Origin of the sequence: Paenibacillus sediminis (genome assembly GCF_017873765.1) — a bacterium.
Taxonomy (GTDB): domain Bacteria; phylum Bacillota; class Bacilli; order Paenibacillales; family Paenibacillaceae; genus Paenibacillus_AG; species Paenibacillus_AG sediminis.
In genome coordinates this window covers 875,591-890,585 of the sequence record NZ_JAGGKP010000001.1, presented here as the reverse complement: position 1 = coordinate 890,585, position 14,995 = coordinate 875,591, and the positions used below count along the sequence as shown (strand labels likewise).

Genomic DNA, 14,995 nt, shown 5'->3' with positions numbered 1-14,995 from the left:
AACGTCAATACTTCCGACTGCCTTGACCGCTCATGAACAGCCGATCCTTATAACCTGCATACGTGCCTCTCCTCCATAGCCATTCCATCGGACCGTATGTGAAGCGAGATAGCCACCAGTATTCAAATCGCTTTTAACCGTTTATGTTTCAAAAATGACTTCGCCTGTTTTGGACAGGTCATATCCTTTAACGGAACTGAGTTCTTTTTGAAACGAATCAGATTTTAAAATGCGCTTGATCCCTTGGATAATATCCTCGTTCTGAGGTGTTTTTAATAGGACCAAATCATACCTCTCCTGAATGAGCGGAACGAAGTGGACCCCAACAATGTTAGCTGCCTTCTCAATCCCAACGCCAACATCCACTTCCTTAAGCGACACCTTTCCTGCAACACCTAAATGATTGCTCTCTTCCTGATCGTAACCAGCAATATTGTGAGGCGAAATACCATGAATCCGAAGCTTCTCGTCTAAGAGTACACGCGCTCCTGAGCCCTTCTCCCGATTCACGATTCGAATGCCTGGTTTTGTCAAATCAGACCAATTTAATAATTGTTTTGGATTGCCTTTGGCTACGTAGAATCCAGCCTTGCGATATGCTAGATTTATAACGATATAAGAAAATCCTACTAACAATTTTCTAATGTACGGAACATTGTATTCCCCGCTGTCACTGTCCCACAGATGTGTACTAACGATGTCCGATTCACCTCGGTACATGGAAATTAAACTGTTTAAACTCCCCACGTAAGAGCGCAGCGGCCGAATGTCATTCATTTGCGATTCCATATATTTGGCTAATATATCAAGACTCATATCTTGCCCAGTAATAACTAATGAACGTTGTGCGCTTGCTGGGGCACTATGAGAAGCATTGATTTCCGATGCTATCTCTTTTACTGAGCCTGAGCTTTTTTTCTTCTGTTTATAGGCTTCCAAATCAGATGCATCCACACGCATTTGCTTACCAACCCGATATGCCGGGATTTCTCCCTTCTTTATCAGGTCATAAACCGTTAATTTTGATATTTTAAGGAGCTTTGCGATCTCTTCTGTTGTATACGATATATCTTGACTCATAGAAAGCCTCCAATGGATTCAGCTTGAAAACGATCCTTATTCTTCTAATTATTATTATCTTATGCTCTAAGAACAATAGATTCAATCTATTATTTACAACATAGGAATTTGTTGCATTCAGACAACATATAATTTATAACTAAACATAACTAGATATAACTAAATATATAGGAGGGAATGCAGTTGCTAAAAAGAACTATGTTTCGTCTAGTCTCTCTAACTTTACTAAGCACGTTATTCGTGTTACCCGCCGGCTGCGGAATTCATAGAGACACGACAGCAGCTGAGAAGACCGAACTTATCGTTTCCGCTGCGGCAAGCTTAACAAACAGCTTGAAAGAAATAGAAAGCATTTACGAGTCAGAACATCCAGATATAGACTTAAAGTTTAACTTTGGGGCCTCAGGAGCTTTGAGCCAGCAAATCGAGCAAGGAGCGCCCGCGGATTTATTCATATCGGCGGACACGAAGAATATGAACACTTTAGTAGATCATCATTTGGTTGATAAGAATCAACAGTCGGTACTGCTAAGCAACAAGCTTGTGGTCATTGTATCCTCGGATAACAAAACATCAATTCAAAAGGCGGAAGACCTTTCGAAACCGGACTTTAAATACATAGCGATTGGTGATCCGAGCACTGTTCCAGCAGGAGCATATACGAAGGATGCACTGATTCATGCTGGTCTTTGGGATTCACTGCAACCAAAAACAGTGCCTGGCAAAGATGTTCGACAAGTGCTCACCTACGTGGAATCTGGTAATGCCGATGCCGGATTTGTATACCGAACCGATGCAATGTCGTCTAAGAAAGTGAAAGTAGCCTTCTCTGTAGATCCCAATAGCTACTCTCCTATTCAATACCCTGCTGGAATAATAACGTCGACTACACATCTATCAGAAGCGCAAAAGCTTTATGATTTTCTTCAGGGGAAAAAAGCGCAAGATATTTTCATGAAATATGGATTTATTGCATCTAAGTAATTTAATAAAAACGATCGATTGGGAGTCGTTTTTAACCCCTGTCTGGCTATCATTAAAGGTTAGTCTCATCGCCAGCATTATTGTCTTATTACTTGGAATTTCCGCAGCATGGTGGATGACGAACAAACGTTTTTTCGGCAAAACATTTGTTGAAACCACTTTTATGCTGCCTCTTGTCCTTCCACCGACCGTAGTCGGATTTATTCTGCTAATGCTGCTTGGGCGAAGAAGCTGGATTGGACAGAGTCTGGAATGGTTGTATGGAAGAACGGTTATTTTCTCTTGGGGAGCTGCGGTAATCGCCGCCGTTGTAGTTTCTTTCCCGCTAGTTTATCAAACCCTAAAGGTTGGATTCTCATCTGTCCAGCAAGATTATGTTGATGCAGCACGGTCAAGCGGAGCTAGTGAATGGCAGGTTTTACGGTTCATCACATTACCGCTGTCTGCGAGGTCATTGATGACGGCGTATCTGTTAGGATTCGCCCGGGCTCTCGGTGAATTTGGAGCAACATTGATGATCGCTGGCAACATCCCCGGCAAGACGCAAACGATTCCAACCGCGATCTATGTAGCTGCCCAATCGGACCATATGGGGCTCGCTTGGCTGTGGACTTTAGGAGTGGTCATCATATCTTTTATCCTCATGTTAGTCGTACGAAAAAAAGGCGAAGAACAACATTAAATAGGTAGTATAAAAAATGCAGACCGATAAGGTCCGCATTTTTTCTATCTCTTTGTATGTTCATTTAGTACACTGTGACGATATCCATAACTAAAGTAAATAACTAAACCTGCAAGCAGCCATAAAACAAAACAAAACCATGTAAACTGTGGTAACTGAAGCATAAGATAGAAGCAGATCAGTGCGCTTAGAATTGGCAACCACGGAACAAGTGGAACTTTGAAGCCCCGTTTTAAATCCGGATTCGTTCTGCGAAGAATAATGATACCTAAAGATACAGTTGTGAAAGCAAATAGTGTTCCAATGTTTGTCATCTCAGCTAACCTGTTTAGCGGAACAACTCCTGCGAACAGAGCAATTATTATGCCAGTAATCCAGCTGCTTATCACTGGCGCGTGTGTTCTAGGACTAACTTTAGATAGTCCTCTCGGAAGAAGCCCGTCCCTGGAAATTGCAAAAATCAATCGTGTCTGACCATACATCATGACGAGAAGAACCGTTGTAATCCCCGCGATTGCCCCTAATGAAATAAAACCGGCGATAGAGTCCTTATGTATGAACTGAAGCGCAAATGCAACGGGATCTTTAACATCTAATTGTGCGTATGGCACAATCCCTGTCAAAATTAGAGATACCGCCATATAAAGCATCGTACAAATGGTGAGCGATGCGATAATGCCAATCGGTACATCGCGCTGCGGACGTTTTACTTCTTCTGCAGCCGTTGATACGGCATCAAACCCTATGTATGCAAAAAATACAGTTGCTGCTCCTGTAACTACACCTGAGTATCCAAACGGCAGAAATGGCGTCCAGTTGTTAGGTTTCACATACCATGCGCCAACAACAATGAATAGTAAAACAACAACTAACTTAATAACGACCATTACTGTGTTGAATCTTGCTGTCTTCTTAACTCCCGATGTGAGGAGCAGCGTAATGAGCAGAACGATGATGACAGCAGGCAGGTCAATCCAAGTTCCCGCAGCTTGGTTATATGCGCTTGTTAAATATTTAGGCAGATGTATATTAAATCCGCTTAATAATCCTTGGAAATAGCCAGACCAGCCACTCGCAACGGCAGAAGCCGCAAGCCCGTACTCCAAAATTAAATCCCATCCAAGAATCCAAGCCAATAGCTCTCCGAAAGCCGTGTAACTATACGCATAAGCACTGCCTGCAGCGGGTACAGAAGATGCGAATTCTGAATAGCATAACGCAGCGAATACGCATGCAATGGCCGCGATCACAAAGGACAGAACGAGCCCAGGACCTGCATGCTTGGCGGCTGCAACACCTGTTAACACGAAAATCCCTGTACCTACGATCGCCCCGACACCAAGCGTTGTAAGATCGAATGCACTAAGTGTTTTCGTTAAATGTTCCCCAGCTGCTGTATCTGAAGAGTTGGTGCCGACAATCGGCTTTTTACGAAATAGATTCATGCTGTTCTCTCCTTTAAGAATGTGAATTTAACACTTCAACGCATATCAGCTTCAAAGTCTTAATTATATATTATCTAACATATGGGTACCTCGTGTCATTCAACAAATAATGGAAGTTAAAATTAGTAAACATAAAATAAGTTATGTAAACCTATGTAAAAATAATTGAGCGGTATCCTATTAAGGACTACCGACCAATTGTGAAATGAGTATATACATCTTTCTATGGTTGCTTAGTTAACAAGAGCTTAACAGCCAACGCTATAAAGATGATCGACGCTGCAATGTTTGTATATTCCGAGAACCTGGGTCTTTTTATAATGGCTTGTCCGAATGTCCCCGCAAAATAAGCAAGCGTACTAAATATGATCGCTGTTAGAATGATAAAAATAACCCCTAGAATGATCATTTGTAACGGTACAAGACCATACTTGGTATTCACAAACTGAGGTAAGAACGTCAGAAAGAAAATGGCTACTTTCGGATTTAAAATGTTCATCATAAAGCCCCGCATGAGCAGACCTTTATGATTCGCTTCCACTTTAGAGTCTGTTGAAATTGGCTCTTTCCGATGTTTAATGGATTTGTAGGCAATATAGAATAGATAAAGTGCTCCAGCTATTTTGAACCCATTAAATACGATCGCTGACGTCTGGAAAATGATCGATAATCCAAGGGCAGCAGCAAGGGTATGTATGATATTGCCAAAACTTAAGCCTAGAGCGGTGTATACACCTGCCTTCTTGCCGTTTGATATTCCTTGGGTTATTGCAAAAATGAGATCCGGTCCAGGCACTACAATAAGTAGAATCGCTGCGCCAATAAATAATAGCAATGAAGATATGCTGAACATGTATGCAGTCCTCTCTCGATAACAACATTTATCTATCAAACTACATCGTTACCCGTTAATAGTCAATACCAATAAATATGATGTGACATGAAAAAAAGAGGCTATTCCACAGGAGAACGGCCCCTTCAAGCTTTTCGTTAATTTTTCACCCATGCTGTCTTTAAATTCATCTCTTGAATACATTCTGAGTTGTCATATAAGTCATTGTCTATTACAGGTGATACCGGATAAGCATGCATCCAAGCATCAGGATAAGGACGAAGCAACGAACGTAGTATTCGCATATCAGTGATGTCATGATCAAGCCAAATATTCATCTCTTCAGGAGATAAAAAGGCGGGCATTCGTGTGCCAAACTCCCTAATGAGCGTATTCGTGTCCGTCATGACGAGAGAACAAGTGCGAATCGGTTCACCGCGAGCATCTCTCCAAATTTCATATAAGCCAGCGATACCAAATAGACTTTGATTGCTGGTGATCACCCTCATCGGGTAAGTCCTCTTCCCTACCTTACGCCAATAATACAACCCGTTGCACGGAATAACGCATCGCTGACGCCCAATCATATGATGGTAGGCTGGATTGACATGAACGCGATCGAGTTCAGCATTGACCGCATCTTTACCCCAATAAGGAACGAGCCCCCACCGAAAATCATCTAATAGCCGCTCCCCGTTCTGCATAACGATAACCGGCATATTCTGGGTCGGGCTGATGTTATACCGCAGTTTATAATGAAACATCACTTGATCAATTTGAAAATAATCCGTTACCTCTCTCAAATCAGCTGCTAACGACATTCGTCTGCACATGGATTATGCCCCCTTGTTCACCGTATTGTCTGCTAAAGGAGGAAAATTATGCATTAATTAATGCGATTTTAGCAATGTAGTCGGCAGCCGTGTATTCACTTCATCATTTTTGTTATTTATAAGCAATCTGATACTGTTTCGGAGCTGCTTCATTTCCTTGATTGGAGAGTGCATCAAGCGCATGAACCGCCCAATACGGATCCTTCAGCATACCGCGCGCTACGGCAACGAGGTCAGCATCACCGCTTGCCAGAACGAACCCGGCTAATACAGGATCATCTAACATTCCGACCGCGATAATGGGAATGTCAAATGTCTGTTTGAATGCTCGTGCCATCGGAACTTGATAACCGGGATAATTGCCCGGTTTTCTTTGCCCTGGAGGGCCTTCGCCGCCAGTAGATACATGGAATATATCGACTCCAGCCTCTTTGTACTTTTTACTGATTTCGATGCTATGTTCCAGGTCGTATCCATCATCGATATATTCTACGGCTGAAATTCGCATCATTAAAGGCATATCTGCAGGAATGACACTCTTCATCGCTTGAATGACTTCAACTCCAAATTTAGATAAATCCTGTCCATATTCATCCTTCCGATTATTTATCGCAGGAGAATGAAATTGATGGATGAGATAACCATGAGCACCGTGAATTTCGATCGTGTCTACACCAGCTTGTACAGCTCTTCTGGCCGCATCTTGGAATTTGATAACCATCGCCTTCACTTCATCGGTTGTAAGCGGTCTTGGTACTTTATATCGGCTTGGCTTCGCTCCGACATCGTGTACTCCGCCCACTGGAATATCTGAAGGGCCTACAGGAACTTTTGCATCCTGTGCTTTTCGGCCAGCATGGGCAATTTGAATCCCAATTTTCGCACCATACTTCTTCACTTCAGATATAATTCTCGCAAAGGCTGGAATATGATCGTCAGACCATAATCCCAAATCATTGTCAGTAATACGTCCGTCAGGTTCAACATCTGTCATTTCCATAATAATAAGACCTGTTCCACCAACCGCTCTGGATACATAGTGAACATAGTGCCATTCGTTAGGTTTTCCGTCTTTATTCATAACAGAATATTGACACATTGGCGGCATGACAATTCTGTTTTTTAACTCCAAGCTTTTTAGTTTAAAGGGACTAGATAAATCGACCATACCGTTTCTCCTTGTAATGTCTATATAGAGATTCTGTAAATCCCCATAGATAGCGTTTGGTAAACGGTATTATTTTATTCACGAATGAACTACTCCTCTTGGTCATCATTCACTTTATGAATGAGTCGCTCTGCAACCACTTGAAAGCTTTCAGGCTGAAGCAGCTCCACAGGCGAGTAACTTTTATCGAATGTAAATGCATCTCCTTCGATAATAACCGCGTAACGGCCATGAAGCTTCGTAATATGGATTTTATCACCGTAATCTGCGAGAAATCCTCTCACATACGTGTCTCCAAGCTTGAATTTGATCTCAATTTCCGGCTTAATTTCGACAATGCGGCTTGCCGCTTCGGCCACTTGCACCGGCTCCCATTTCTCTTGGATATCCCGTTTATCACTCGCAGCCCATAGCTCAATTTCTCGTTCTTCCTGCTGCCGTTCTTCATGGGATGCATCAGGCCATTTCTCTTCCACATACGTCTGTACAAATTCCATCACATGTTCGTTCACGATTTCAGGAATAGACTGCTCGTACGTAACAAACTTAAGGAAATCTTCAAAATACCGAGCATGTGAAGATTGATGTATTTTCAATTCCCATTCCTCTAACATCCCTTCCTCTGGCATGTAAGGGTATTGAATGGACTTCATATTTCTGGCGCTGATCGCCATTTCCACTTCACTAACTAAGCTCTTTTCGTCGGAAATACGGGCAATTTTTTGTTCGAAATCACATTTCATGACGAAAATAATCGGGTCGTCTTGATGCGTCATGAGCTGCGTTTGTGCGATAATCAATGCCCCGCCTCTCACACTGCTCGTATCGAGATAACTGCGCACTAAATCGTCACACGCATTTTTAAATGATTCTTTATCATCAGAGGCGCGGAGCCGAGTAAATAAGTTAAAGTTAGGATTGCTCGATAATTCATGACCAGGTTCTACAATAAATCTGCCGATCTTCGTTGGAGCTTGTTCCGAATTCGGGTTTTTCTCCACTTTGCGCTTACTGATCCGAGTAAACTCACCATCTAGAAACTTCTTAATTTCACTATCGACATACTCATATCCGTCAAGCGTTTGGTAATGCTTATATGATTTGGACCCTTGCCCATCCTTACCTTCTACTTGGATCACAAAGAATGATAAATACTTAACCTGAAAATCCATGATGTCTCTCCTCTTAGTTTACATAATATTTATTACGTTACTCATGCGAATTCGTTCATGATCAAATAGGTACGACCACTTGCAGTTTTGCGATCGCTTCTTCTTTCTCTCTGCTTGTGACGTGCGTATAGACAGTTGTTGTCTGGATTGACGAGTGTCCAAGGAGTTCTTGAACGGTACGTAAATCAGCTCCTTTACGCAGCAGCATCGTTGCGAAAGAATGCCGCAGCTTATGACTAGAATATGGTATCCGCTGCTGTACAGGGACATCTTCTTGAAAGCGATCGAACGTCTCCGCAGCAATTTGCTGGATGCACCGAATGGACAGTCTGCGCCCTTTTTGCGAAATGAACAACGCCTCTTCTTTTTTTCGCCACGGATCAAGTCTTTCATTTATAGCTTGCAGCAGCACTTCATTGACGGGTTCAGGTATCGGAAGCGTCCGCCATTTACGTCCTTTTCCGTATACATTAAGGGTGCGCCGCTCTGGATTAAAGTCTGATAAATTAAGCACATGAACTTCTCCCACCCGAAGCCCCATATAAGCCATAAGCAGGAAGACTGCTAGATTGCGTGTGCGATATTTACCTTGTACGGATTGCAAGAATCGCGGAATTTCTCTCTCATCTAAATAAATCGGAGCACGATTCTTCTCCGTTTTAGATTTCTTCACACCTGAAGCCGGATTATGATCGGCAAGTTCGAGTTCAATTAACGCTTTGAAGAAGCTCGTAATCGCTGCATGCTTTCTGTTCCGCGTAGCGTCACTCACTCCATTTTCTCGTATCGAAGATAAAAATGAGAGTACGTGAATCTTCTTCACTTGTTCCAAACTTTTACCTTTTAAGGAAGACAAAAATTGGTGGACATCTCCTAAATACGATTTCTGGGTATGTATTGTAAATCCAGCATCCTTCATCCAAATCTCGAATGCTTCTAACTCTTCCTCATATTGTTCATTAATCATATCATTCATGTCTTGCTCCATCTCCTATGTATGTCATTGGTAATCATCTAGTAAAATAGGAATATATGGCTTTAATTTTGTTGGAATAGTGCTCATTTGCTGAAAAGAAAATCAATTTAAATTAAAACAGCGTATAATTTATGTTATGCGCTGTTTTTTTAGGCCTTTTTATTGTACCATGTCTGGTTCGTATATTCTATGATTTGCAATTTAATATATTAGGTTACATCAATTCGGGAGATTTTTAGAGATTAGATACATAACATGGTTTACATAATTAATGTTATGTTGACTATGGTCGTTTCTCTCTTAAAAGTAAGTTTCTATTATATAAACAAAATAATTCATTGCTAATTATTACTTAATAGCAGTGATAAAGTGTTTCCTGTATTAGAATCTGAAAGGCTGATATTAAGAGAAATTACAGAAGTCGACGCTGAAGAATATTCGCTTGTTTTTCTAGCCATGTATTAACCAAAATAGGTTTTCAAAAGGAAGGAGTTTTAAGAGATTTCCCCTTGCTTCTTATTAAGTAGAATTGTGACGATGCCTGTTTTCATATATACGAAAAATAAATGAAAAAAATCATTATTGCTCCGATAAAGGTTGACTTTGTAATTTCAAAAACTGCGATTTTAATCGCATTTTGACTCGAATCTTCTATTCAGTTCATTTTCTTACTTAGTTTGACATCTAAACTCTAACAATAATTGATTAGTTTCAGACTATGGTCATTGATTTTCTAGACTCATCCTAATATTTATAAATATTGGTAAAATATCAAGATGATTTAGGTTAATATTTTTAGTATTTTACTTTCACATGGGAAAGGGGGCTAGAAGTCTAAAGTTCTCGTGTAGACGTCTCAGTTGTTGTATTAATAATGATGTTAAAAGGAGGATGCCTGTTTGAAAAATCAGACACGAATCATACGTCGCTATTTTAGTTTTTTACTCAGTGTAATTCTAACACTTGGGATTATTTCACCTAATTTGGCCAATGCCGATCCTTCCTCTTCAGACACTGCCCAAATCAAAGTAACTTCTAAACTGACTCCTCCTCATGATGCAAAATTGAAGCTTGATACGCTCCAAATTCCACAGAAGCCGCAAAACTTCGTAGAATCTACCAACAACGATCAACCCATTACCGTAATTGTAGAACTAGCAAGTGATCCGCTGAAGGTGTTTGAAGCCAAATCGCTTTCAAGTAAAAGCTCAAGTATAACCAGCCATAGTAATACTCTTCGCTTAGAACACTCTACTTTCCAATCTGCTGCATACAACAAACTAGGAGCAACATTTAAACGGGAGTACTCCAAAGTTTTCAATGGATATTCTGTAACATTGCCTGCAAATCAGGTAGATCAATTGCTAACCCTTCCTGGTGTTAAGGCGGTTTATCCAAATGTTGAGTATCACACTCTTCCCGTTGATGATTCAACCGCATTTAAGCCTTACATGGATGAAAGTGCGCCTTTTATTGGTGCCAATAAAATGTGGGATTTAGGTTACAAGGGAGAAGGAATTAAAGTAGGTGTCATTGATACAGGTGTCGATTATAACCACCCTAGTTTAAAGGGAGCTTACAAAGGAGGATATGACTTTGTAGATAATGATACCGATCCGATGGAAACATTACCTGATCCTACAAAACCGATCAAAGACGGTACAACTTATGAGACCACTCATGGAACACATGTCTCAGGAACAATCGTTGGTCAAGGAGATCCCGATCATCCTAATGACGGTAAAGGTTGGGTTAGAGGTATTGCTCCAGCCGCAGATTTGTATGTGTATAGAGTACTGGGACCATACGGCAGCGGTACAAGCGAAGATGTTATTGCTGGGATAGAAAAAGCGGTCTCAGACGGCCTTGATGTCATTAATTTATCTCTTGGCTCAGACTTGAACAATCAATATACCGCAGACTCAATCGCAGCAGACAACGCTTCTCTAGCCGGTGTAACCGTTGTATTGGCGAATGGTAATGCTGGACCAGCTGCTAAAACGGTTGGCAGTCCAGGTGCCGCGCAGCTTGCCATTTCTGTCGGCGCGTCTACCCCTCCGCTTCATACACCGATTTTCAAAAAAGAAAACATGGGTACCATCTATGCTCAAATAGCTACGTACTCCCCAACGTTAGGGGAAACTGACCAAGATCTTGATCTTGTATATGCATATTTGGGCCAAAAAGATGATTACAAAGGATTAGATGTCAAAGATAAGACCGTTCTCGTCTCACGCGGTTCTATTTCATTCGGTGAAAAAGCTAAGAATGCAACAGATGCAGGAGCTAAAGCGCTAATTATTTACAACAACGTGCCAGGAGAAATTGCAGCAACACTGGGTGCTCCAGGGAATTATGTTCCGACATATACCATTACACAGGCAGATGGTCTCGCTCTTAAAGATGCAATTGAAAAAGAAGATACTTCCCTCACTTTCTCTATTATTCAAGAGCAAGATCGGCTTGCGGATTTTAGTTCAAGAGGTCCAGCATTGCCCAATTTCACGATTAAGCCTGACATAACAGCCCCAGGTGTAGCCATCCGCTCTTCTATTCCTTCTTATGATGGCAATTACGATAATGCGTATGAGGATTCCCAAGGAACAAGTATGGCAGCCCCGCACATTACAGGTGCAGTCGCACTCATGCTTGAAGAGACGAAACATGAAGGTCTGAAATTGAATCCGGATCAACTTAAATCACTGTTAACAAATAACGCTGTACCGATTAAAAATCGTCAAGACCAATTTTACACTGTAAACGAGCAAGGCTCAGGACGTGTTGACTTATTAAACAGTTCTGAAGCAAAAGCCATTGTTAAAGTTAGAGAACAGCTTCCTAGTCAAATTAATGATAGAACAAATGACGAATACTACACGGGAAGCATATCTTTCGGTCAACAATTCGCCGGTAACACGGTAAGTAAACAATTAACGATTGATAACATTAGTAACACGGCTCAAATTTATAATGTTAACGTTGCCTGGTACACCAACAATGGATTGTCACTACAACCAAGTCAAGACAACGTCTATTTGCTTCAAGATAAACAAAGTACACCTTTTTCAGTAGCGCTGAATATTCCTCCCGGAATCTCAGATGGTGTGTATGATGGACAACTCGTTCTTACTGAAGCATCATCAGGACACCAATTACATGTTCCATTTAGTGTGTTTGTTGGTGATAGCCAATCACTCAGTCCAATGTCCGACCTCGATATGTCGTCTACTGTTTTCTCACCTAATGGAGACGGTGTCTCAGATACGACTGATGTTGCATTCGCTGTTAATAAACCTCTCAGTAACTTTACATTTTACGTTTTTGACGGAGTTACTGGTGAACCAATCGGTAGTACTTATGATTCATCATCTGTAAGTCCTGTTCATCAGCCGAATTACTATCAATTCAATTGGAACGGAACCGTTGACACGCCAAATGGACAAGTTAAATTGACGAGTGGTATTTACGCCATTGTTCCTTATATTCTAGATTCAGATGAACTATTAGTAGATGAGGCCTTTTTCTTCCTTGTCGATTTAGAAGCTCCTGAATTTAGCCTGGATAGTGATCGTGTTATTGTGGATCCGAACAATCCATCACAAGGTAAGATTTCTGGAGAAATAACCGACGATTTACAATTACAATATATCAATTCAGATATTAACGATCTTGTAACAGTAACTGCTATGGTGCAATCAGCGCAAGGAATCGAGCAAGTCGATGGAACGATTGATCCAAATGGTCATTTTAACATCGACGTACCAGTAGAGATAGGGACAAATACTTACTATTTATTCGTTTACGACTCAGTAGGGAATGGCCTTCTGACACCTGCTAAGGTGATCAATCAACAAGTAGTCAATAATCAAGTATACTTATCAGCTTCCAAGCTAGAGGTTAAGCCGAAGGAACCTTTTGATGTAAACGTGAATTTCTCTGTGACCGATGCGGTCTATTCGGCTTCTTTTAGCCTGCAATATGACTCTAAAATTACTATGAACAACATTTCTCCTACTGTACAGCAAGATGTATATCAAGATCCTAGTGTACAGCAAGCTGTATATCAAGAACCTGGCGGTTTCATCTATACAATAGAAGATCTACCTTCAGGACAAAAGCGACTGAATATAGAGCTTAAACTAACTGATGGAGCATACAATGGTTCACTTGCACATATGAATTTCTCGGCTTCAGAAGAAAATAATTACCCATTTACACTTTCGAATGTAAAACTTTATAACAAAGAAGACGAAGAAATTAGCGTACAAGCTTCAGAGCCTCTAAGCATTAAGGTCTATAAAGCAATAGAACCTGATCCAGGTACCGATCCTGGAAATGGTACTGACCCTGGTTCAGGTACTAATCCAGGAACAAACCCAGGAACAGGTTCAAGTCCTTCTACCGGATCAGTTAGTACTCCTCCTACCCCAGTCGGTAATAAATATAAGGCTGGAACGTTGACGGACTCCACAGTAAATGGTCAGCATAATGCCGTGTTGACCATCGACAGCATGTATATAAGTGAACAATTGAAAAATGCTGATGTTAAATTAATTAACATGGATATCAGCGACATTTCGCTCGATTCATATCATCAAACTGAAATTCGAATAGAAAGCCAATTAGCTCAGCTGTTACAAAAGTCTAATAAAGATTTACTGCTCATAGGCAGTAGTTTTAAAGTTCTTATTCCTGCTAAAGGTCTTGTTGATTTCGTAACAAAAGATGGAGGAATTACACTGTCACTCTCCCTCACATCACCAGACAAGAGCGGTACAATTTCTACACCTGTAGGTGGAACAGGAAAATTCGTTGCTACCGCACTTACTCTAAAAGGCGGTAAAAATGATTTAAGCACTCCAATCACAATTACGCTTACGCTATATAATGCAAACTTCATTGATCGTCATAAAGTAGGTGTTTTCAATTTAATAGAATCTGGACAATGGTCTTATTTCAAAGCCGGAAATTATACAGATGATAAAGCAGTCCAGTTTACCTCTTCCAGACTTGGTTCATTCACTGCATCAGAAATTGCGAAATCTTTTACCGATACAATCAATCATTGGGCGAACAATGAAATTGGAGTCATTTCGGCTCATTATCTGGTAACCGGTAAGGATTCTATCCAAACGTTCAAGCCGAATGATCAAGTCAATCAAGCTGAATTTTTAACAATGCTTGACCGTCTGCTCGGTACAGGCAAGACATGGGCAGAACGAGTTGCAGAGCCAGGAGCAAGAAATATGTTAACGCGTGAACAAGCGGCAGTACTGCTTGCTCAAGCACTTAATGCAAAATTATCAGAAACTGCACCACAGTTTACTTTTAAAGATCAATCCGAAATTTCAAACGAAGCCAGGTCGGCAGTATCCTTTTCCGTTAGTAAAGGATATTTCCAAGGTACCAATATCAATAGGTTTAATCCGCTAGGTACTTTGACGAGAGCTCAGGCAGCAGTCATATTGTATCGTGTACTGCAAGACTTACAGTCTTAAATAATTCATCAATAAAAAAGAGCTTGCTTAGGAAACAAGCTCTTTTTTATTGATCGTCTATTTATCTTTAATTATAGGTTCATTTCTAACTCAATCTCATGCTCAATAGGTATTCCATAGTTACCGATAAGAGGAATTTGCGGTTTGACCTTTCGTGCCTCAATTACTATGTTTATATGAACTATATGTAACTCCCTAGCCGTTCACTTCTTTTATTAACAAACTGCCATAGCCTTTGTTTTGTTCAAGACGATCGATAGAGGCGATTTCCATATAATCTTGTTCAATTGAGTATGTAATAAAAAGCCGGGATGAAAATTTATAT

10 protein-coding genes and 1 pseudogene are annotated in these 14,995 nt (G+C 40.8%); 3 read left to right on the top strand and 8 right to left on the bottom strand.

Going from position 1 to position 14,995, the window contains the following annotated elements; genetic code table 11:
* Positions 1–4: 4 nt before the first annotated feature.
* Positions 5–115 (bottom strand): annotated as a pseudogene (locus tag J2Z20_RS18320) (DUF418 domain-containing protein); the annotation flags it as partial.
* Positions 116–141: 26 nt separating this feature from the next.
* Positions 142–1,080, bottom strand: coding sequence for a helix-turn-helix transcriptional regulator (locus tag J2Z20_RS04250; protein ID WP_209845707.1), 939 nt, complete (start codon positions 1,078–1,080; stop codon positions 142–144).
* A gap of 177 nt (positions 1,081–1,257) precedes the next feature.
* On the opposite strand from J2Z20_RS04250, the gene modA reads away from it, so the two are divergent.
* Both modA and modB read left to right on the top strand, forming a co-directional pair.
* Entirely contained in the window at positions 1,258–2,064 is an 807-nt protein-coding gene (modA, locus tag J2Z20_RS04245) for a molybdate ABC transporter substrate-binding protein (protein WP_209845705.1), read from the top strand.
* Entirely contained in the window at positions 2,042–2,746 is a 705-nt protein-coding gene (gene modB, locus J2Z20_RS04240) for a molybdate ABC transporter permease subunit (RefSeq protein ID WP_209845703.1), read from the top strand. The genes modA and modB overlap by 23 nt, the downstream gene beginning before the upstream one ends.
* Before the next feature lie 44 nt (positions 2,747–2,790).
* Here modB and bcaP read toward each other — a convergent pair whose 3' ends face one another.
* The 6 genes from bcaP to J2Z20_RS04210 form a co-directional block, all read right to left on the bottom strand.
* On the bottom strand, positions 2,791–4,191 hold the full coding sequence (gene bcaP, locus J2Z20_RS04235; protein ID WP_209845701.1) for a branched-chain amino acid transporter BcaP: 1,401 nt from the start codon (positions 4,189–4,191) through the stop codon (positions 2,791–2,793).
* A gap of 223 nt (positions 4,192–4,414) precedes the next feature.
* The gene (locus J2Z20_RS04230) at positions 4,415–5,044 is read right to left on the bottom strand and encodes a LysE family translocator (protein WP_209845699.1); all 630 of its coding nucleotides are present in this window, start codon (positions 5,042–5,044) and stop codon (positions 4,415–4,417) included.
* 137 nt (positions 5,045–5,181) lie between these two features.
* Positions 5,182–5,856: an SOS response-associated peptidase gene (locus tag J2Z20_RS04225; protein WP_209845698.1), complete on the bottom strand. Its 675-nt coding sequence runs from the start codon at positions 5,854–5,856 to the stop codon at positions 5,182–5,184.
* Between the two features lie 112 nt (positions 5,857–5,968).
* Positions 5,969–7,024, bottom strand: coding sequence for an NADH:flavin oxidoreductase/NADH oxidase (locus J2Z20_RS04220; RefSeq protein ID WP_209845696.1), 1,056 nt, complete (start codon positions 7,022–7,024; stop codon positions 5,969–5,971).
* Between the two features lie 89 nt (positions 7,025–7,113).
* Entirely contained in the window at positions 7,114–8,196 is a 1,083-nt protein-coding gene (locus J2Z20_RS04215) for a DUF3900 domain-containing protein (protein ID WP_209845694.1), read from the bottom strand.
* Positions 8,197–8,257: 61 nt separating this feature from the next.
* Positions 8,258–9,172: a tyrosine-type recombinase/integrase gene (locus J2Z20_RS04210; protein ID WP_245251855.1), complete on the bottom strand. Its 915-nt coding sequence runs from the start codon at positions 9,170–9,172 to the stop codon at positions 8,258–8,260.
* 899 nt (positions 9,173–10,071) lie between these two features.
* Between J2Z20_RS04210 and J2Z20_RS18095 the strand changes: the two genes are divergently transcribed.
* Positions 10,072–14,670 (top strand): S8 family serine peptidase, encoded by a 4,599-nt coding sequence (locus J2Z20_RS18095; RefSeq protein WP_209845690.1) that lies wholly within the window; start codon positions 10,072–10,074, stop codon positions 14,668–14,670.
* The last annotated feature ends 325 nt before the right edge of the window (positions 14,671–14,995 follow it).